At 57.8% G+C, this 18,512-nt stretch carries 19 protein-coding genes; 9 read left to right on the top strand and 10 right to left on the bottom strand.

Annotation, left to right across the window (positions count from 1 at the left end; all coding sequences use genetic code 11):
- Position 1: 1 nt before the first annotated feature.
- From IEN85_RS19445 to IEN85_RS19435, 3 genes are read right to left on the bottom strand one after another with little or no spacing between them, the layout of a single operon-like run.
- Complete coding sequence (locus IEN85_RS19445; protein WP_191618770.1) at positions 2–1,789, bottom strand: motility associated factor glycosyltransferase family protein; 1,788 nt, start codon at positions 1,787–1,789, stop codon at positions 2–4.
- Positions 1,786–2,394, bottom strand: a complete 609-nt coding sequence (locus IEN85_RS19440; protein ID WP_191618769.1) for a hypothetical protein — start codon at positions 2,392–2,394, stop codon at positions 1,786–1,788. Before IEN85_RS19440 ends, IEN85_RS19445 begins: the two co-directional genes overlap by 4 nt.
- 2 nt (positions 2,395–2,396) lie before the next feature.
- Positions 2,397–2,891, bottom strand: coding sequence for an MOSC domain-containing protein (locus tag IEN85_RS19435; RefSeq protein ID WP_191618768.1), 495 nt, complete (start codon positions 2,889–2,891; stop codon positions 2,397–2,399).
- 302 nt (positions 2,892–3,193) lie between these two features.
- Here IEN85_RS19435 and IEN85_RS19430 point away from each other — a divergent pair, with 302 nt between their 5' ends.
- The 6 genes from IEN85_RS19430 (at position 3,194) to dcd (ending at position 10,989) form a co-directional block, all read left to right on the top strand.
- Entirely contained in the window at positions 3,194–4,009 is an 816-nt protein-coding gene (locus tag IEN85_RS19430) for a flagellin (RefSeq protein ID WP_191618767.1), read from the top strand.
- Positions 4,010–4,854: 845 nt separating this feature from the next.
- A complete protein-coding gene (locus IEN85_RS19425; RefSeq protein ID WP_191618766.1) occupies positions 4,855–5,682 on the top strand; it encodes a flagellin in 828 nt (275 codons plus the stop codon).
- A 189-nt stretch (positions 5,683–5,871) separates the two neighbouring features.
- On the top strand, positions 5,872–6,879 hold the full coding sequence (locus IEN85_RS19420) for an ATP-grasp domain-containing protein (protein WP_191618765.1): 1,008 nt from the start codon (positions 5,872–5,874) through the stop codon (positions 6,877–6,879).
- Positions 6,880–6,959: 80 nt separating this feature from the next.
- A complete protein-coding gene (locus IEN85_RS19415) occupies positions 6,960–8,798 on the top strand; it encodes an ATP-binding protein (RefSeq protein ID WP_191618764.1) in 1,839 nt (612 codons plus the stop codon).
- A gap of 45 nt (positions 8,799–8,843) precedes the next feature.
- On the top strand, positions 8,844–10,409 hold the full coding sequence (locus IEN85_RS19410) for a bifunctional GNAT family N-acetyltransferase/carbon-nitrogen hydrolase family protein (RefSeq protein WP_191618763.1): 1,566 nt from the start codon (positions 8,844–8,846) through the stop codon (positions 10,407–10,409).
- A 43-nt stretch (positions 10,410–10,452) separates the two neighbouring features.
- Positions 10,453–10,989, top strand: a complete 537-nt coding sequence (dcd, locus tag IEN85_RS19405; protein ID WP_191618762.1) for a dCTP deaminase — start codon at positions 10,453–10,455, stop codon at positions 10,987–10,989.
- A 33-nt stretch (positions 10,990–11,022) separates the two neighbouring features.
- Here dcd and yidD read toward each other — a convergent pair whose 3' ends face one another.
- The 3 genes from yidD to IEN85_RS19390 all read right to left on the bottom strand — a co-directional run bounded on the left by yidD (position 11,023) and on the right by IEN85_RS19390 (position 12,336).
- On the bottom strand, positions 11,023–11,355 hold the full coding sequence (gene yidD / locus IEN85_RS19400) for a membrane protein insertion efficiency factor YidD (protein WP_191618761.1): 333 nt from the start codon (positions 11,353–11,355) through the stop codon (positions 11,023–11,025).
- 3 nt (positions 11,356–11,358) lie between these two features.
- Positions 11,359–11,841 (bottom strand): bifunctional diaminohydroxyphosphoribosylaminopyrimidine deaminase/5-amino-6-(5-phosphoribosylamino)uracil reductase RibD, encoded by a 483-nt coding sequence (locus IEN85_RS19395; protein WP_191618760.1) that lies wholly within the window; start codon positions 11,839–11,841, stop codon positions 11,359–11,361.
- A gap of 66 nt (positions 11,842–11,907) precedes the next feature.
- Positions 11,908–12,336, bottom strand: a complete 429-nt coding sequence (locus tag IEN85_RS19390) for a SufE family protein (RefSeq protein ID WP_191618759.1) — start codon at positions 12,334–12,336, stop codon at positions 11,908–11,910.
- 124 nt (positions 12,337–12,460) lie between these two features.
- Between IEN85_RS19390 and IEN85_RS19385 the strand changes: the two genes are divergently transcribed.
- Positions 12,461–13,705 (top strand): class I SAM-dependent RNA methyltransferase, encoded by a 1,245-nt coding sequence (locus tag IEN85_RS19385; RefSeq protein ID WP_191618758.1) that lies wholly within the window; start codon positions 12,461–12,463, stop codon positions 13,703–13,705.
- Positions 13,706–13,795: 90 nt separating this feature from the next.
- On the opposite strand, the gene IEN85_RS19380 is transcribed toward IEN85_RS19385, so the two are convergent.
- Complete coding sequence (locus IEN85_RS19380; RefSeq protein ID WP_191618757.1) at positions 13,796–14,191, bottom strand: response regulator; 396 nt, start codon at positions 14,189–14,191, stop codon at positions 13,796–13,798.
- A 119-nt stretch (positions 14,192–14,310) separates the two neighbouring features.
- Positions 14,311–14,796 carry a UvrB/UvrC motif-containing protein gene (locus IEN85_RS19375; RefSeq protein ID WP_191618756.1) on the bottom strand — a complete coding sequence of 162 codons (486 nt, stop codon included), beginning with the start codon at positions 14,794–14,796 and terminating at the stop codon, positions 14,311–14,313.
- 111 nt (positions 14,797–14,907) lie between these two features.
- Between IEN85_RS19375 and IEN85_RS19370 the strand changes: the two genes are divergently transcribed.
- Both IEN85_RS19370 and IEN85_RS19365 read left to right on the top strand, forming a co-directional pair.
- Positions 14,908–15,363 carry an OsmC family protein gene (locus IEN85_RS19370; protein WP_191618755.1) on the top strand — a complete coding sequence of 152 codons (456 nt, stop codon included), beginning with the start codon at positions 14,908–14,910 and terminating at the stop codon, positions 15,361–15,363.
- Between the two features lie 47 nt (positions 15,364–15,410).
- Positions 15,411–16,838, top strand: a complete 1,428-nt coding sequence (locus IEN85_RS19365) for an alanine/glycine:cation symporter family protein (protein ID WP_191618754.1) — start codon at positions 15,411–15,413, stop codon at positions 16,836–16,838.
- Between the two features lie 177 nt (positions 16,839–17,015).
- Here IEN85_RS19365 and IEN85_RS19360 read toward each other — a convergent pair whose 3' ends face one another.
- Positions 17,016–17,297 carry a hypothetical protein gene (locus IEN85_RS19360; protein WP_191618753.1) on the bottom strand — a complete coding sequence of 94 codons (282 nt, stop codon included), beginning with the start codon at positions 17,295–17,297 and terminating at the stop codon, positions 17,016–17,018.
- 67 nt (positions 17,298–17,364) lie between these two features.
- The gene (locus IEN85_RS19355; protein WP_191618752.1) at positions 17,365–18,336 is read right to left on the bottom strand and encodes an aldo/keto reductase; all 972 of its coding nucleotides are present in this window, start codon (positions 18,334–18,336) and stop codon (positions 17,365–17,367) included.
- Positions 18,337–18,512 lie beyond the last annotated feature (176 nt).

Here is an 18,512-nt window from a genome sequence, read left to right as displayed (position 1 = left end):
GCTATACCTTCTGAGCCTGCCTTGCTGCATCGATCGCCGCAAGCACCTGGTAGCTTCCCTCCGCCACCGCCCAGAAATACTCTTTCACCTTTTCCGCTCGCGACTTCTCGGATTGCATGTCGACGACCCGGGATTGCTTGGCAATCGCCCGAGCGTGCACGTACAGCTCCATCTTCAACTGACCGTCTCGAAGAATTTCCTCGAAGTCAGGCTTGGAAGCAATGAAAGCGTCGACCTTGGCCTTTTCCGCTTCCGCCACCTCCAAAGGCAAGTCCCCTTGCTCCAAGGCCAGAGCATGCTTCAAGGAATGGGAACAGATTTCTTCGACGTAGGCACGAAATTCCCGCAAGGCCTTTCCGACTCTACCCCAACCGGCTCGGCTTTCAGCGAGCTTCGCTTGAGTGGCCTTCCATCCCGCAGCGACGCCCCCAACTCCAAGCGGCTCGATTAAAGTTTTCGCCGCCTCGAAGTCACGGTAAGGCATGTGCTCGATGCGCGCTCCGAGACGGGACAAGTTGTAGATGCGCAGGGTTTCGCGGTTTTTAATCTGCAACTCCTTGCCGTAAATCCTGCTGAGCTGCTCGAACGTTTTCAGGTATACGAAAAGCTTTTCCTCTACCGGCACCTTCTCGATCGTGTTGCCCGGCATCCAGCGACATTTTTCCAAGGCAATCCGATCCGCCGCGCCCTTGTCAGTGTAGAACGAATCAGCTGCATGCATCGCCCCGTCCAAACGAGCCGCCAAGTCCTGCCCCACGAAGAACAGGCTGGAGCAGCCGAGAATCATCGCGATATCGAAAGCGCAGGCGGAGATCGTTCCCTGCTCCGTCACGTGCGCGATACGATCCCGCCCCGCGACCCTCCGGAAATAGGTCGCCACCTTATTATTGTAGGCCCACGCGGCGATGCGATCGCCAAAGCGCTGCACCACCGCTGGGTAAACCATGAAGGAACAGAGCAAGACGGTTTCGCCCAGGTCTACCCCCTCGAAACCGCTGTCCGTCGTGGGGTATGGATCTGCCGCCAGAACAAAGTGCGGCCTCACCCCGGCATTGACCAAGGCCCTAATGGACGAGTTGCCGGCCACGATGACCGCCCGATCCTGCGCCCAGCGCAAGAAGTCCAAGGACTCGTCCAAGGAAGGCCCAGCTCCAGCCATGATCATGGGCAGCCCTTTGAACGCGTCTCCAAACTCGATCGGGTCCGGGGCTCGCATCAGCGAGTGGAAGTTGCGGAACGAATTCCCCTGCCAAAGCCCTGACTTGGTCAAGTTCGTCCCGAAGAGCTTGCGCCACATTTCGAGCTGCCGCACGAACTGCAGGAAGAACTGCTCGTAGTACGACTCGTTCAGATTGAACAAGGGAGCAAATATCAAGGGTTCCGCGTTCGTGAAGTCGACAACCCTCTCGGTCGCGAGAGCGTTGAAGAAAGAATCGTCCAAGGCGCCCACGCCGAACACCATCCGCGGATCTTTCAAGAGCGCTTCCGCCGAGGGCATGCCCAAAAACGACTTGAATCGTTCAGGGTCCGCCTCCGCGCAAAACACCAAAGCCTCCGCCGGCAAGAGTTCCAGCAAAGCCTCCAGATGCGAACCGTCCCCCACCCCGCTCACCGCAATGGCGGAATCATGAGGGAATCTCTTTCCGCTCAACCAACGCGCGAGCACGGCGGCGACATCGGCCGTCGACTCCTTCCAAGCCGCAACCGGCTCTTCGCTCGCAGGGACCGCCTTCACCCGACTCGCGAGCAAGGGAAATCTCTCGCAAAACGCACTCAGGGCCTGGCTCATGTGGCAAACTCCTTCTCGAGGCTCGGAATCACCGCTTCGTCTAAACAACGAATGACCTGACGCCAACTCGCCGCCAGATCGCCGGCAAGCCCATCAGAGAGAGCGACGCAGTCCCGGGCTTCCACGGAACCCACGACGCGATCAATTCCCTCCAAGGCTCGCTCGAAAGAAACATTCACTTCGCCTCCCCACGCCGCTTCCGACTCCGCCCCAAAACGCTGCAAGACTCCGATCCCCTCGACCACTGGACGAACCGCGTCGAGCAAAGCCACAACCGACTGGTGACTCTCCGACCACGAGCAACGCAGCACCGCAACCGAAAGCTCATCCATTTTCGCGACCAGCTCGGCCGCCCCGTCCTTCCAGGTTCGGCACATCGCCAAAAGCTGCACCTGCGGGCTGACGGATGTGAAAGCAAGCGTCTGATAAGCGCCCCGATCCAAGGCCTCTTCCAGCGAAAGGGCCGCCCCGTCCACCTTGATCTCCCCGATCGACAAGCCCTGTCCGGACAAGAATCCGTCGATCAGCTTGCAAGCTTCCCCGCAGGTCTGCGGGGCAGGCCCGTCAAATTCGACAATCTCACCGTTGAGCGAAACCTGACCCATTCCTAACGCGCTAGGGTTTGGATTGTCGTTTCGCCCTTGCGCAAAACGCCGCTTTTCAAAATCCGGCAACGCAATCCTCCCCGGCCTTCCAAAGCCGCGTAAGCCCCTTCGCCAATCGCCTCGTCCATCCAAAAGCAAGGCCTGCACTGCTCTACTCCGCGGAGCTCCACCTCGCCAATGCGAAAGTCGATCCCCACGAGGGCGTTTAGATCTGCTCCGCTGACGATGACGTTTCTCCGAAAGTCACTGCGGTCCGCCACCTTCAAGTTCAAGTCGCTTTCCATCGCCTCGATCGCTTCCGCAGACATCAGGCTCACCTGCCCCTTGTAGTCTTCCTTGAAGTCAAAGTAGCGATCTCCAACCAAGCCTCGCCCTTCCACGCACTCCACCGAGTCCACTCGCTGGACCCCATTGTTGAGGCGGCCCTTGTTGAAACGCCCTTTAAAGTCATGCCCGCTGGAAAGGTAGATTTGGTGAATGGTGATAGCTTCGTCCATAGAAGTGGTAGCCACATTGAAAGCCTGACCTAAGAGCGGACCGACAGCCAGCGCAATAGCGAAGCGAGGTATTCATCATACCATACGCCAAAGAAGCCACCTCGCGCCGTAGCTCAGCAAGCCGCTGAGTAAATTCCGCAAGCGCCTGAGCGCCTTTCTCCAAAAAGATAGAGTTTTTCCTAAAGTGCCGGCGTGAGCTCCCGATACTATGAGGCGTAACGCAAGTTACAGGTGCAGCGGACACCTTAACCCCGCAACGCGACAAGGACGTCGCAAGTCGTAACCTTAACAAGGAAGTTAAAATGTCAGTAGTAATAAACACCAATAGCTCAGCGATAGCTGCGTCTAACAATCTAGCATCCAGCAATGCGATGCTCCAGCGATCCCTAAACCGTTTGTCGAGCGGCTCTGCCATCACGCAGCCCTCCGACGACGCCGGCGGACTCGCTGTATCCATGAAACTCTCCGCTACCATCAAGCGTACGGCAGCAGTTAACACCAACATCCAAAACGCCCAGTCGTTCTTGCAGACTCAGGACGGCGCGCTCGGAGCTGTATCCAAGGTGCTCGACCGTATGTCCGAGCTCAAGGTACTGTCCGAAGACGTCACCAAGAACAGCGCCGACAAGGCGAACTACAACACGGAATTCCAGCAGCTCCAGAAGCAGCTCTCCGCTCTCGCAGACGAGACCTTCAACGGAGTCAGCCTGTTCACAGGCGCTGGCACAAACCTCGCGGTAGCCACGACCGAGTCCGGAGACGGATCCGTAAACGTGAAGCAGCACGACCTCGAAGGCACTCTCGGTACCGACCTCCTGGACGGCGGAGTCAGCCTCGGCCATGCAAACATCACCATCGATAGCATCAAGTCCGCCATCGAAAGCGTCGCAACCCTCAGAGCCGAGAACGGAGCATCGTCAAACCGTCTCACATTCGCCTCTGACATGCTTACGGTCAACAAGGCAAACCTCGAGGCCGCGAACAGCCGCATCATCGACGTCGACGTCGCCGAGGAGTCTACCCAGCTAGCGAAGTACAACGTTCTGGTCCAAGCCGGATCGAGCATGCTCCAGCAAGCTAACTCCTCCACCCAGGTTGCGCTCAAACTTTTAGGTTAAGTTACTACTACGACATAGGTTCCCCGCCGACGGGCGGGGCGCCTAAACCGTAGAGGAATCTAAAAGCCCAAAGCACACGCAACACCTCGGCAAGCAAGCCAAGGCACCGCGAACATCCGTCCGCGCAGCCCCCCTTTGCTCAGCCAACAGGACAAAAGTCGTCCGAAGCCACGATAGCTTCGTATCTGTCGAACAACTACGATTGCGAACAAGTTCGCTTGGCGGAATAGCACTATGCCCAGACTGAGTATTTCAACTCAAAAGGCTAAACGATACGCTACCTCCAACGATAATCGAACCCAACACAAGGACGTGTTTACCCGAACAATCCACCCCGGAGGTGGGAAAACAACCATGACTAGCAACATCAAGGACGATAAAGCCAGTCGCTTCGAAGCCAGCAGCCTTACCGGCCGCTCCCACTGTCGAAGCGAGACGGACGCGCAGCGACTTAGCTTCCGCGCCCCGCCCATCGCGCCACGAAACGCTAGCGCCCTCGGGCAGCACGCCAACTCCACCGCAACGCTGGAGCCCCCAAGGAAGCGGACCCCCGGCCACTCGCCAAGCCATTCGCGAGCGCATCCGACTTCCAGAGCAGCCATGGCCCTGACTTCGAGGCCAAGCTCCCAACCATTTTCACCAACACCAACCAACCATCAAAGCGCGGGCGATCCCCGTCGCTCCCAAACATGAAACATGAGCAACACCTTTCCAGGACAGCCTACTTCCTAGAGTAGCCGCTTCCTAAACTTTCAGCCACCTAGGCAGAAAAGCGGACGCCTGACGCTTTCTTTCAGGCACGCGACAGCAAGGACGCTGCCGCACAAATCAAGGATGATATAAACATGTCAGTTGTAATCAATACAAACACCTCGGCTATCGCCGCGAAGAACAACCTCAACAAGAGCAACGCTATGCTGCAAAACAGCTTGGCACGTCTCTCTAGCGGTTCGAAAATCGTAAACCCATCAGACGACGCTGGTGGACTCGCGGTTTCCATGAAGATGTCGGCTGCTATCAAGCGGACCGAAGCAACTAGCAACAACATCGCGAACGCTCAGTCCTTCCTGCAAACTCAGGACGGTGCCCTCGCAACTGCCGGCAAGATCCTCGATCGCATGTCCGAGCTCAAGACCTTGAGCGAAGACGTGACCAAGAACACTACCGACAAAGCGAACTACAACACTGAGTTCGAAGCCCTCAAGGCGCAGCTCGGAGCTGTCGCTGCCGAATCGTTCAACGGAGTTTCTCTCATGAACAGCAGCAGCATGACTGTTAAGACTTCCGAAGACGGATCTCAAACAGTCGCCATCGCAGCAACGGACTTCTCCGACGACACAGACGGTATCCACACCGACCTTATCGCAACGAGCTCTGGCACGACTTCACTCGGCGCCTCCGGTATCACGCTCGATAAGATCAAGACCTCCATCGAGAACGTGGCTACCCTCCGTGCAACCAACGGTGCGCAGTCCAGCCGACTGAGCTTCGCTTCGGACATGCTCGCAACAAACAAGCAGAACCTCGAAGCTGCAAACAGCCGTATCATCGACGTCGACGTAGCAACGGAATCAACACAGCTCGCCCGTGCCAACATCTTGGTACAAGCTGGTTCTTCCATGCTCTCTCAGGCAAACGCCTCGAGCCAGACCGCTCTTCGTCTCATCGGATAACTTCGATAACCGATACAAACTCTCAAGGTGGCTCTCGCAAGAGGGCCACCTTTTTTTGTTTCAATACCGATGTGCTGGGAAATAGGTTTTCCTGTATTTGCGGGGTAAAGCTGGCGCTTGCCGCCCTGAAATAAGGTGATTTCCCATGTTTTGGGCGAGTAAGCTTTTTCGAGTTCCAAGCCAGCCGAAATGAAGTTGCTCCTCAAGCTGCAAAACGCCATCAAAGAAATGATGCTAGACTCACGCTCAAAGCAGAGAAACCTGCTCCTCCTCTCCGGCGGCAGTAAAGTCGCAATCGCGAGAATCGCCAAAAAGGCGGCAAGAAAACGCGGCATCGAACTCCATATTTCGGATACGAGCCCCCAAGTTCCTACATCGGCCATCGCCGATCACTTTACCACACTCCCCAGCCACACGAGCTCAGGCTGGATCGAAGCGCTCCTGCAATTTTGCGAGGGAGCGAAAATCGGACTGATCATTCCAAGTCGACATAGCGAGCTTACCGTCTTGGAACAAGCAAGGCCCCAACTACGAAAGATTGGCACTCAAGTCGCCATCTCCGACGCGAGTACCCTGAAAACCTGCATTCATAAACTCGATACATATCGCTTTCTGAAAAACCATGGCATCCCCACCCCTCGCACGTGCCTAAAAAACGAATACGACCAACAATTCCCCTTTCCCATCGTGGCAAAGCCGGAACGTGGTTTCTCCTCATCAGGCGCCCAAACGATCGAAAGCGCAGAAGGCTTAGACCACGTACCCCCCGAATGGATACTGCAAGAAAAAGCCACAGGCATTGAACACACCGTCAATCTCTACCTCTCCAAATCCGGAGAAGTCCGCTGCTGTATCCCCCACGAGCGCCTTGCCGTGGAAGCGGGAGAGGTCGTGCAAGCCCAAACTCGCCGCCACGCCAGCTTGATCAAGACCTGCCAAGAGATCGCCCATAAACTCCCGGGGGCGAGAGGCATCATTAATATTCAAGGCTTCGTCGATCCTGCTAGCGACACGCTCAAAGTCATCGAAATAAACCCACGCATCGGAGGAGGTTACCCGCTCTGCGATGCCGCGAAGGGACACTACATCGAGTGGCTCTGCCGCGAATACCTGGACGGCGAAGAAATCGCTCCCTTCGATCAATGGACAGAAAACCTGCTCATGATGCGCTACCGTGATGCCCTATTCAGTCTCTAGCCCCGCCCATTCCCGCTAAAATTTATTCCTTTGCCGTTTGTGTTAGCCGCAGCTTAAAACTAACACTTCGAATCTAGAAAATGTCGTCAGAACCATCAACTCCACACGAAGACGCCAAGCCTCACTTCATTCCGCGAAGCGCGGAATTGGACGAGCTCGCCAGCCTCCTTCCTTTGCTCGGAGTCGAGTTGGGCGACAATCGAGTCTTCAACGTTTGGGGCGAAAAAGGAGTCGGCAAGTCCTCCTTCATTTCCGAGTTCCGCGAAAGCGAGCGCATGAGAAAAGAGAAGGTTCTTTGGATACAGCCCACGCGCGACGAACCGCTGGACGATATCCCGGAGTTCATCCGAGCCTGCGCCAAAACCATCCGCTATCCTTCCAATCCCGACAAAGAGAAGAAAATCTCCGAGCAACTCGAGAGCGTGCAACGCGGCAAGGTAAACCCCATCGTTTCAGACGACTCCATCCTCATTACTCGCAGCAGCATCGCTAAGCAGAAAAAAGCCTACATCAACCAAGCCGCTGCCTCTTCCGTCGGCCGAACGGAAAACGTGCGCGACGATTTCGAGATCAACGTCGGATTAGGTGAAAGCAAGGCCAACAACCACGCCGAAGGCTTCCTCGACGCCCTTCCCCTCAAATCCCTAGGGACCGATCTCACCATCATCTACATCGAGCACTACGACCGCCTTTCCGTCACCGTCATGGACTGGCTGCGCGACTACGTTTTTCCCGCGGCGACCAACGGAGCCTACCGCCGCAGCCTCGTATTCCTGCTCGAGTCCCAAGATCCGCTTCGCTTCGCGTATCCACTGGAAAACTGGGGAGATTGGTCTAACCTCACCGAAGACTTCCAACTGCCCCCTCTCAACGTAAGCGATACCCTCAAAACCGCTCGCGCCCTCGTGACCGACCCAGCGCGCGCCAGCTTCCTCGCTCACGGTAGCCTCGGATACCCCGCTGACTTGCAGGCATCCGCCAAGCAGGTGGCAGCGCTCGACCTCAAACCCGCAAGAGCCTTCCTCGAAACGCTCGACAAGGTCGACCAACTCAAGATCGCAGCGCTCAGCCTCCCCAAAATCGTGCAAGCCGACGAAATCTCCTCACTGTTCGGCCAGGAGGCTTCATCGATCTTCGACTGGGCAAAAGAGCTGCCTACGGATTTGATCGCTCGCTCCTCCAACGGAAAAGCCCTCAACTTTGATGAGGGATTGCGCTGCGAAGCGATCTCTCGCTTTGCCGACATTCCGAAATTCCAATCCTACGCAAAAGCCTGGCGACCAGCAGGGCGACTCTCGCGGAACGTTCCCTCCCGAAACGAGCGCTCCAAGCTCCTCTTGCTCGCCGGCCTGCTCTGGATCGATACGCAACTTTGCAACGCGCTCTTCAAGGACCAAGCCAATAAAATACTCCCCTTCGTCACCGACTCGAAATCCATTTTCAAGCGAAAGCAAAACCGCTACTGCATTTCCAGCCACCTCCGTGACGACCTGCTGAAAACCGCCCTCTCGATGGAACATCCCGGCGTTGGCATCGTATTCAAAAAAGCCAGCAAACTGTGGGAAGAACGAAAAACGGAGATCGAAAGTCAAATTTCCCAAATCGAATCTCAAATCGAAGACCGGGAACAAGAACTTAAAGAACTATCCCACAAGCAAACCGAGACAATCGCCCAAATCCGTATTCAGGATCGCGCGACAAATGAATCCGACACACCAAACAAAGGCCCAGGCCTGCTCTCGAAGATCCTGCACCGCGGCGAGGGCGACTCCCATTCGCCAGATTCGCTACGCAAGCTAAACAAGTCACTCTCCGCCCAAATCCAAGCGAAAGAAGGCGAAGTCGACACCCTAAAGGCCGAGCTTCACTCCGCCCAGGACGCATTGAAGCATCCCTACGTGCCAGCAACCCTCCAATAAGAGATCTCTTGCAAAGGCCTAAGCTCCTGAGCAGACTTTGGCCGCATGGTAACCGTTCGTGAAGCAAACACCGAAGACCTCGCGACCCTAGTCGAGCTGAACAAGCTCTGTTTTCCCGCAATGGCAGAGGAGAACGTGGTCTGGACTATCTCTCAACTCTCTAACCATCTGCGGCTCTTTCCCCAAGGCCAGCTCGTCGCGGTCGAGGACGACAAGATCCTAGGCGCCGTGTCCAGCCTCATCGTCGACCTCGGCGTCGACGCCTACCGCGACCACACTTACGCTGGCATCACCGATGGCGGCTACTTTCACAACCACAACCCAGAGGGCGACAGCCTTTACGGAGCCGACGTCTACGTGCATCCGGACGCCCGCGGACGCGGCGTCGGCCACCTGCTCTACCAAGCCCGGCGCGACCTTTGCAAACGCCTCAATCTTCGACGTATCGTCGCTGGCGGCCGTATTCACGGCTACCACGAACACGCGGACTCCATGAGTCCCGAGAACTACGTCGCCGAAGTGGAAAACGGCAGAATCGACGACCTTGTACTCAACTTCCAACTACGGGAGGGGTTCATCGTCCGAGGCGTTATCAAGAACTACATTCAAGATCCCCTCAGCAAAAACTACGCGACCTTCCTCGAGTGGATCAACCCCGACTACCAACCTGTCGAAAAAGATGGCCGCAAAGTACGTGTATCCTGCGTGCAATATCAGGTCCGCGGCATTGCCAGCTTCGAGGACTTCGCCGACCAAGTAGAATACTTCGTCGAAACCGCTGCCGACTACCGCTCCGACTTCGTGGTCTTTCCCGAATTCTTTTCCGTGCAGCTGCTCTCCCAGAAGAAGCTTCGCAAGCTCCCTTCCGTGGAAGGAATTCGAAAGCTTTCAGAGATGACCAAGCCTTTCATGGAGCTCATGAGTCGCCTCGCCAAAGAGTACGGACTCTACATCGTCGCCGGCAGCCATCCGATGGAAGTCGACGGCAGCCTGCAAAACGTCTGCCCCATCTTCGCTCCAGACGGCTCCCACACCCTTCAGCCCAAGCTTCACATCACTCCCTCGGAGAAAAAATACTGGGGCATCAGCGGAGGAAACGACCTACGCGTCATTAGCACTCCCAAAGCCCGCATCGGCATCCTCATCTGTTACGACTCGGAATTCCCCGAAGCAGCCCGCTACCTTGCCGACCAAGGCGCCGAGATCATCTTCGTCCCCTACTGCACCGACACCCGCCAAGGTTTCCTCCGCGTGCGCTACTGCAGCCAGGCCCGAGCCATCGAAAACCAAGTCTACGTCGTCACCGCTGGCATCATCGGCAACCTACCCAGCGTCCCCGCCATGGACATCCACTACGGTAAGGCCGCCGTCTTCAGCCCTAGCGACCACGAGTTCGCTCGCGACGGCATCCAGGCCGAAGCTGACTCCAACGTAGAGATGATGCTCGTATCCGACCTCGACATCAACGACCTCTACCGCAGCCGCGCCTCCGGCAGCGTGACTCCCATGCTAGACCGCCGCAAGGACCTCTTCCAGTTCATCAGCAACCTTCCCGGCGACCAACACAAGTCCACGCCCTCTGAAAACGGTCCCATGGGACTACCTGTTTAAGATTGCCACACCCGCAAAAATCCGGACTGGTATCACCCCCACTATGATACTCTCAGACAAAGCCATTCTGGAAGGCATGGAAAAAGGCGAGATCGTCGTCGAACCCTTCGACCGCGCGGCCCTCGGCACCAACAGCTACGACGTGCACCTCAGCAAGCACCTCGCGACCTATACCGACGAAGTGCTCGACGCCCGCTCCCACAACAAGATCTCCCACTTCGAAATACCAGAAGAGGGCTATGTCCTAAAGCCCGGCACCGTCTACCTCGGCTCCACCTTCGAGTACACCGAAACCCATGCCCACGTCCCCTTCCTCGAAGGCAAGTCGAGCGTGGGCCGACTCGGCATCGACATCCACGCCACCGCCGGCAAGGGAGATGTCGGCTTCTGCAATCATTGGACCCTCGAGATTTCCGTGGCCCAGCCCGTACGCGTCTACGCCGGCATGCCCATCGGCCAGCTAATCTACTTCTACGTCGAAGGCGACATCGAGAACTACTACAACAAGAAGGCCTCCGCCAAATACAACCAGCGCACTCCACTCCCCATGGAATCCATGATGTGGAAGAACAAGTTCTAGCGCGCCCGTAGGAGCGAGCTTGGTCGCGATCCCCTACAACATATCCCTCAAACTCTTCACCGGCTTCCCGTCGGGCCCCTCGCGGTAAACCATCTTCGGCACCGGATCCCAGCCTTGCCCGCCCCATGGGTTGCAACGCAAAATCCGCCACGTCGCCAGGCGCAACGCCTTGACCAACGGCAGCGTACGCAGGCACTCGATCGCGTAGTGCGAGCACGTCGGACGAAACCGGCAAGCAGCACCAGCCCCGAAAATCGCATTCTTCAGGGGTGACAACGTCCACTGGTATACTCGTACCAAAAATATGAATACATCAGCGACAATACGGCCAACCAAGCCACGGCCCTGCCCCAACTCACCCTTCATCCCTCAAGCGTCACCCTTGCCGGACTTCGCGCTTTTGTCAGTCGAATGCCCTCGGTAGCCAGGATTGAGCGCCGCGCACTCCGCCTCCAGAACACCTGCCAACACTTCGACCCCTGCGTCCCGCAAGACCCGAGTCGCGTTGCCCCGATGCTCGGGAGTCGGGTCCGAAGCCCCCACCACCACACGCTTGATGCCTGACTCGAGAATCGCATCGGTGCAGGCCCCCGTCCTTCCCTTCGTTGAACAGGGTTCCAAGGTTACGTAAATCACCGCACCCTCCGCCGGTTTACGGCCCAGCGCCGCGAAAGCCTGTCGCTCGGCGTGAGGGCCGCCATCTTTCTCGAAGTGCCCTTTCGCCACGATCTCGCCATTTTCCACGATCACAGCTCCTACTCGCGGATTCGGGCTCGTCTTCACCGGGTCTCCCCGCACCGCCTCGCAAACCGCCGCCCGCATGAAACTTTCGTCTCTCTGAATCTGCTCCATAATCAACGCAGCCGCAGGCTCTGGACGAAACCGACGTCCCAAAACTCTCGCTGGCCTATATGCAACTTACTGGTTTTCAGCGTTTTTCAAGCAAAGCTCGGCATATGCCTTGATCCGCTTGCGCACGTTGGTCAGCCCGTTGCGGCGATTGGGAGAGAGATGCTGCGTGATTCCGACCTCCGCAAGGAAGTCCGGCTCCAAAGCGATGATCGCCTCCGGCGACTCCTCACTGTAGAGGTCGCACAAAAGCGTCGACGTTCCTTTGGTGATCGCCGCATCCGAATCCGTATGAAAATAGCATTTGCCGTCCTTGAACTCCGGGTAAACCCAAAGTCGAGACAGGCATCCCTCGATCAGAAAGGCATCGATCTTGTACTCTTCCGGCAGCGGAGCATTCGACTTGGCTCGGTCGACGATGTAAGCAAATCGCTCGAAATGGTCCTCGAACGGAGCCAACTCTTCCACTAACGCATCCCTTTTCGCTTCAATACTCATTTCTCCTAGCAACACACCAACTCCCCACTGCATGTCCAGCGCCGATTCCAGGCCGCCCCGCGAATTAAAATCTCGAAATCCTCGCCAATCTCCCTCTCCTGCCCCCTGCACCACTTCCCGAACCATGAGCGAAAAAGACACTCCTTCCCCGCGGCCGCCCCGCAAATTCAAGCCCGAACCCTTCCAGTACCACGAGGAAATCGAGCTAGAAATCACCACCCTCACCAATATGGGACAAGGCCTCGGGCGCATCAACGACTGGGTCGTCATGGTTCGCTTCGCTCTGCCCGGGGAACGCGTTCGAGCCCGCGTCTACCGCAACGACAAAAATTTCTCGGAAGCCGACCTCGTCGAGGTCCTGACCCCATCCCCGCACCGCATCGAAGCGCCCTGCCCCGTCTTCAGCGAATGCGGAGGCTGCCAGTATCAGCATTTCGAATACTCAGCCCAGCTCGAGTGGAAGACCAAGCAAGTCAAGGAACTGCTCTGGCACATGGCGCGCGTGGACCATCCCGTGCTCCCCGCCATCGCCTCCCCCAAGCTGTACGGCTATCGCTCCAAGCTAACGCCTCACTTCAACGTGCCACGCGGCGACCGCCCCATGACCATCGGCTTCCTCAAAGCCGGAACTCGCAGCCAATACGTCGAGGTTGAACACTGCCCGCTCATCAGCGACGAGATGAACGCAACCCTCGCTCGCGTTCGGGCCAAAACCAAGGCTCGCCACCTGGAGAAGCCTTTCAAGAAAGGCGGCACCCTGCTCATCCGGGAGCACCTCGATGGCGTTTCCACCGACCCCAAGCAAACGATCCGCGAAAAGGTCGGCGACATCACCTTCTCCTTCATTGCCGGCGAGTTCTTTCAAAACAACCCCTCCATCCTCCCAGCCTTCACCGGCTACGTGCGAGACAAGGCTCGCGCCGCGGGAGCGAAGTACCTCGTCGATGCCTACTGCGGTTCCGGCCTCTTCACCCTGACGGCCGCCCAAGACTTCGAGCAAGTTGTGGGCGTCGAAGTGTCCGAGCAATCCATCGAGTATGCCCGGCGCAACGCCGAGAGCAACCAAATCGAAAACGCCAGCTTCGTGCTGGGCGATGCCGCCTCCATCTTCGAAAACATCCAGTTCGCCGGAGAGGACTCCGCTGTCGTGATCGATCCGCCACGCAAGGGTTCCAGCGAAGCGTTCCTCAATCAGCTCATCGCTTTCGGTCCCCGCTCCGTGGTCTACGTCTCCTGCAATCCCGCCACCCAAATGCGTGACTTGCAAACCCTGCTGAGCGGAGGCTACCAGATCGAGGAGATCCAGCCTTTCGACCTCTTTCCCCAGACCCGCCACCTCGAGTGCGTGGTCGTCCTGAAGAAGGCCTAAGCCAGAGGAGAGAATCCAATAAAAAACGCGGCCGCTCCCCTTAAAACGACCGCGTTTTCGAAAATCAATGCTTCCGCGGGGGAAGCGAAACTAGTTGTCGCCCGCCAACATCTCGGCAACGACCTTTTCCAAACTCGCTGGCTTGAACGGCTTCGACAACGCAGGGTACTCCTTGCCCCCGACCTTCAAACGAGTCACCTTGCCAGCTTCCGTCGACTTGCTGAGCAGCGAGGTCAGAAACAGCACCTTGAGATCGTGCATGCGATCCGTAGCGGTAAGTTTCTTGACCGCTTCCGAACCGTGCATGTCCGGCAGCAGCACGTCCACGATCATCAGATCGGGCGTGTCCCTGAGCGCCATTTCGATCGCGAATCGTCCTTCGCGGCTCTCTTGCACCTCGTAGCCTTTCGACTCCAAAAACATAGAGAGCAAACGGGACGAAGCCTTGTCGTCTTCCAGTAGGATAATCTTCTTTGAGTCGGGCATGGGATTCTGTTTTGGTTCAACCTAAGCAATCGGCCAGAATCCCCTCAAGTGGAGGGCCTATTCCGATATTTTCGCGTTTCCCCCTGTTTTCGGGCCCTCGCGGCTGGGAGGAGTCTCCCTCAAGCCCCGAGTTCCTTGATCTGGTCCCGCACCACCGCAGCCATTTCATACTCCTCGCGACTCACGTGTTCGTCGAGGCGTCGCTTCAAGTCCGCGATCTCGGCAGGCGAAACCACGCGCTTTTTCCCGCCCGGCACCTTGCCTAGGTGGTAACCCCCTCGATGCAGCTTGTTGATCACTGGCTCGAGCTTGGCTTCAAAAGTCTCGTAACAGCGAGAGCAGCCGAGCCGGCCATGCTCCTTGAAGTCCGACGGCGTAAGCCCGCAGCCGGGGCACGTGCGCTCGTTGTCCTTAGGCAACTTCGGTTGCTGCCCTCCGTTTTCTTCATCGATGAGATCCCATGCCATTCCCTCTTGGTAAGCTTTCGCTTTGGGGCACTGGGAGCAGACTCCCATCTTTACCGCCTCCCCATCAACGACCTTGGTCAAATGTATCGAAGTGGGAGCGTTGCAATGTGAGCAATTTTTGGGTCGGGATTCACTCATTTAATCAAATTAGCCTTCCCCTATACTTCGGCCTGAAACCTGCAGAGCCGCAGCGAAAAGATAGATTTTTTCGACCTTCACACTTTCCAGAGCGACCTTCACAGTCCCTGCATGTCCGAACACATTGCCACCCTTACCTGGAATCGCGGGGACGCCGCATTCGACTACAAAAGCTACTCCCGCAACCACAGCTGGGACTTCGGCAACGGCGCCATCATCACCGCATCCGCTGCCAGCGACTTTCTGGGCGACCCCGACAAGGTTGACCCCGAGCAAGCCTTCGTCGCATCCCTCTCCAGCTGCCACATGCTTACCTTTCTCGCAATCGCGGCCATGAGCAAGATCACCGTGGAGAGCTACACCGACCGAGCCGTCGGCCACCTAGAAAAGAACGAATCGGGCAAGCCTGTCATCACCCGCGTCGACCTCTATCCCAAGATCGAATTCGCCGAGGGATCCGCTCCCAGCGACAAAATGCTGGAGCGGCTCCACCACAAGGCCCACCAAGAGTGCTTCCTCGCCAACTCAGTCACCTGCGAAATCGTCACCCACCTCCCGCCCTCCTGATCAACACCTTCTCCCTTCCTCCCTCAACCTTCATCCTTCCTCCCACCGTGTCCAAAATCGTAGACTTCCTCAACAACGTCATCTGGTCCAACTGGCTGGTCGGCCTCTGCCTCATCGCGGGGCTCTACTTTACGGTGGCGACCCGCTTCCTGCAGCTCAGGCAGATTCCCGCCATGCTGCGCTACCTGTTCTCCGGCAAGGAATCAGCCGCAGGCCTCTCGTCCTTCCAAGCCTTCGCCCTAGCGGTTTCCGGCCGGGTGGGTACAGGCAACATCGTCGGCGTCGCCACCGCCATCGCCATGGGCGGCCCGGGCGCCGTCTTCTGGATGTGGGTCATCGCCTTCCTCGGAGCCGGATCCGCCTTCGCGGAAGCCGCCCTCGCCCAAATGTACAAGAAGGAAATCGACGGCGAATACCGCGGCGGCCCTGCCTATTACATCGAACAGGGCCTCGGCGTAAAATGGTACGCCGTCGTCTTCGCCCTCTCAACCATACTCGCCACCGGCCTGCTCCTCCCCAGCGTCCAGTCCAACTCTATCGGAGCCGCCGTAAACAACGCCTTTGGACTCTCCCCTTACATCACCGGCCTCGTCATCGTCGGCCTCCTCGCCGTCATCATCTTCGGCGGCGTGCACCGCATCGGCCACGTCGCCCAGGTCGCCGTCCCCTTCATGGCCCTCGGCTACATCATCATCGCCCTCGTCGTCATCGTCGCCAACGCTTCCGAAATCCCCGCCGTCTTCGGCACCATTTTCCGCAACGCTTTCGGGCTCGATCCCGCCCTCGGCGGTCTGCTCGGCGCCGCTATCCAATGGGGCGTCAAACGCGGCATCTACTCCAACGAGGCCGGACAAGGTACCGCCCCTATCGCTGCCGCCACCGCCGAAGTCGACCACCCCGCCAAGCAAGGCCTCGTGCAAGCCTTCTCCGTTTACGTGGACACCTGGTTCGTCTGCACCGCGACCGCGATCATGATCCTCATTACCGACTCCTTCAACGTCTTCGACGCCGACGGAAAACCGATCATCGAGAACCTCGAAGGCTTCCCGGCCGGCCCCATCTACACCCAAAACGCCGTCGACAGCCTGCTCCCGGGCTTCGGCTCGGCCTTCATCGCCATCGCCCTGCTCTTCTTCGCCTTCACCACCTTGCTGGCTTACTACTACTACACCGAGTCCAACCTCGTTTACCTGCTCAAGTCTGGACCCGCTCGCCAACGCGCCACCCAGATCGTGCGCGTTCTCTTCCTCGGCCTCATCTACTACGGATCCATCAAGTCCGCCTCTCTCGCCTGGGCTATGGGCGACGTCGGCGTCGGGCTCATGGCCTGGGTCAACATCATCGCCATCCTCCTGCTCAGTCCCCAAGTCTTCCGCTGCTTAAAAGACTTCGAGGCCCAGCAAAAAGCCGGCAAGGACCCCAGCTTCGACCCCGAAGCCGCCAATCTACGCAAGGCCACCTTCTGGAAAAAGTAGGGCGCGTTTGCCAAGCAAACGACGTAGTCAGCGACCGCGCTGCAGGATACGACTCTAATGGTAGGGCTGTCGCTCGCGACACGCCGCGTCGGCATGACCCTACAGAACGGTACTCAACGGTCGCCGGCTAGATCTCGGCGCTACGCGAAGCAATGGGCTCGCCGGAGCGACTCCCTTTTAAATGTTCCAGCGCGTCTTCGCCTTCTGGGTGGGCTTGTGGATCTTGAAGAGCTTGGGATCGTGCACGCGGTTGGCCTTCTCCGCCGTGTCTTCGTCCAACTCCTTCAGAAGCTCCATTATCTCCACCAAGGCATGCGACTTGGGAATGTCGCGAGCGTTGCTGTGGGCGTAGTGACCTTCGCAATACACGTGGATCGCCTTGCCAATCGACTTGGCGGCCTCCCGCACGTGGTCGTTGATGTAGCCATCGTCATTCGGTTCGTAACGTCCTTTTTCCATAGCCGCCCAAAGCACCCCAGCTCCGCCCCGCTGTAAACGATTTTTGCCCGCCGGAACGGGACGCCGCTCACGCCAAGGGGTAACCATGCGCGGCCTGCCAGCGCGAATCGCTCTCGATCAGCTCTTTTCCGCGGCGAGCCACTTCCATAAATTCCGCGTCGCTCAAGGGCTTCACGCTGCGGAAGGTCCGCAAGGCCCGGTCCAAATGCTCCATCGCCCCCAAGCCAATGACCGCGGTCGACAAATCCGGTAAGCTCAGCGTGTAGCTCATGGCGATTTCATAGTCCTCTTCGGGAATCTTGAAGCGGCGCGAACCACCGCCAAACATCTTCATCGATACCAGACCGATGTCCTCCTCAGCCGCCCGGTTCCACACCTTGTGCTCGAAGTCGTAGGTGTGCTGGTTGATGTAGTTCACCGCAACCATCAACGCATCCACCTCCCCCGAATCGATGGCTCGCTGAAACCGGCTCGGATGCAGGTGCCCGCTGGCTCCCACGAAACGCAGCATCCCTTTTCGCTTCGCCTCCCGCAGAGCGCCCATGGCACCGTCTTCGCCGAAGAGAAAATCCAAGTCGGGAAAACGCCCCTCGTCCCCAAAATTATGCAAGTGCACAAGGTCCACCGCATCCATCTGCAAACGGCCGAGACTCTCCTCCAGCAAACGCATCGTCCCCCGGTAGCTGGGATCTTGAATCTTTGTCACCACGAAGGCCTCGTCGCGTCTGCCTTTCAATGCCTTGCCCAAGCGCCGTTCCGACTCGCCGTCTTGGTAGATTGGAGCCGTATCAAAATAATTGATACCCTCATCGAGAGCTTTGTGAACCATTTGGATTGCCTCCGCTTCGGGCACCCAGCCTCGACCGATCGGAGCCGTGCCGAAACCAAAGCGAGACACTCTCGCCCCCGTGCGCCCCAATGTCCCATAGGCCATTCCATCGGACGCGACATCCGCCGCCCAGGCGCTCGACAGTCGACCCAGCGCCCAAAATCCGCCACTCGCCAAAGCCGCGCGTTTGATAAAGTCTCGTCTCTCCATTTTCGTAGGGGTTAATTTGAACAGCCGGATCCCCTCTAACGTGCCTCCAAGCGACGAACTGTCAAACGGCAGAGCCACTGCATTTTGCAATATCCGTAATGCAAACGGCTGCGGAAAGCAGAGACGCCAGCCTTCCTCCCCTCCGGACCCTCAGATGGCGCGAATTGTGAATAAGG

Origin of the sequence: Pelagicoccus enzymogenes (assembly GCF_014803405.1) — a bacterium.
In the GTDB taxonomy this organism is placed as follows: Bacteria; Verrucomicrobiota; Verrucomicrobiia; order Opitutales; family Opitutaceae; genus Pelagicoccus; species Pelagicoccus enzymogenes.
This window is presented reverse-complemented; position numbering and strand designations above follow the sequence as displayed.

What these genes read in the sequence shown, in the direction of transcription:
- IEN85_RS19435 (WP_191618768.1), bottom strand. Translation starts at nt 2,891, where the DNA reads ATGGACGAAGCTATCACCATTCACCAAATCTACCTTTCCAGCGGGCAT.
- IEN85_RS19445 (WP_191618770.1), bottom strand. Translation starts at nt 1,789, where the DNA reads ATGAGCCAGGCCCTGAGTGCGTTTTGCGAGAGATTTCCCTTGCTCGCG.
- IEN85_RS19410 (WP_191618763.1), top strand. Translation starts at nt 8,844, where the DNA reads ATGGTAACCGTTCGTGAAGCAAACACCGAAGACCTCGCGACCCTAGTC.
- IEN85_RS19415 (WP_191618764.1), top strand. Translation starts at nt 6,960, where the DNA reads ATGTCGTCAGAACCATCAACTCCACACGAAGACGCCAAGCCTCACTTC.
- IEN85_RS19370 (WP_191618755.1), top strand. Translation starts at nt 14,908, where the DNA reads ATGTCCGAACACATTGCCACCCTTACCTGGAATCGCGGGGACGCCGCA.
- IEN85_RS19385 (WP_191618758.1), top strand. Translation starts at nt 12,461, where the DNA reads ATGAGCGAAAAAGACACTCCTTCCCCGCGGCCGCCCCGCAAATTCAAG.
- IEN85_RS19355 (WP_191618752.1), bottom strand. Translation starts at nt 18,336, where the DNA reads ATGGAGAGACGAGACTTTATCAAACGCGCGGCTTTGGCGAGTGGCGGA.
- IEN85_RS19425 (WP_191618766.1), top strand. Translation starts at nt 4,855, where the DNA reads ATGTCAGTTGTAATCAATACAAACACCTCGGCTATCGCCGCGAAGAAC.
- IEN85_RS19390 (WP_191618759.1), bottom strand. Translation starts at nt 12,336, where the DNA reads ATGAGTATTGAAGCGAAAAGGGATGCGTTAGTGGAAGAGTTGGCTCCG.
- yidD (WP_191618761.1), bottom strand. Translation starts at nt 11,355, where the DNA reads ATGAAGGGTGAGTTGGGGCAGGGCCGTGGCTTGGTTGGCCGTATTGTC.
- IEN85_RS19430 (WP_191618767.1), top strand. Translation starts at nt 3,194, where the DNA reads ATGTCAGTAGTAATAAACACCAATAGCTCAGCGATAGCTGCGTCTAAC.
- IEN85_RS19360 (WP_191618753.1), bottom strand. Translation starts at nt 17,297, where the DNA reads ATGGAAAAAGGACGTTACGAACCGAATGACGATGGCTACATCAACGAC.
- IEN85_RS19375 (WP_191618756.1), bottom strand. Translation starts at nt 14,796, where the DNA reads ATGAGTGAATCCCGACCCAAAAATTGCTCACATTGCAACGCTCCCACT.
- IEN85_RS19440 (WP_191618769.1), bottom strand. Translation starts at nt 2,394, where the DNA reads ATGGGTCAGGTTTCGCTCAACGGTGAGATTGTCGAATTTGACGGGCCT.
- IEN85_RS19380 (WP_191618757.1), bottom strand. Translation starts at nt 14,191, where the DNA reads ATGCCCGACTCAAAGAAGATTATCCTACTGGAAGACGACAAGGCTTCG.
- dcd (WP_191618762.1), top strand. Translation starts at nt 10,453, where the DNA reads ATGATACTCTCAGACAAAGCCATTCTGGAAGGCATGGAAAAAGGCGAG.
- IEN85_RS19395 (WP_191618760.1), bottom strand. Translation starts at nt 11,841, where the DNA reads ATGGAGCAGATTCAGAGAGACGAAAGTTTCATGCGGGCGGCGGTTTGC.
- IEN85_RS19420 (WP_191618765.1), top strand. Translation starts at nt 5,872, where the DNA reads ATGAAGTTGCTCCTCAAGCTGCAAAACGCCATCAAAGAAATGATGCTA.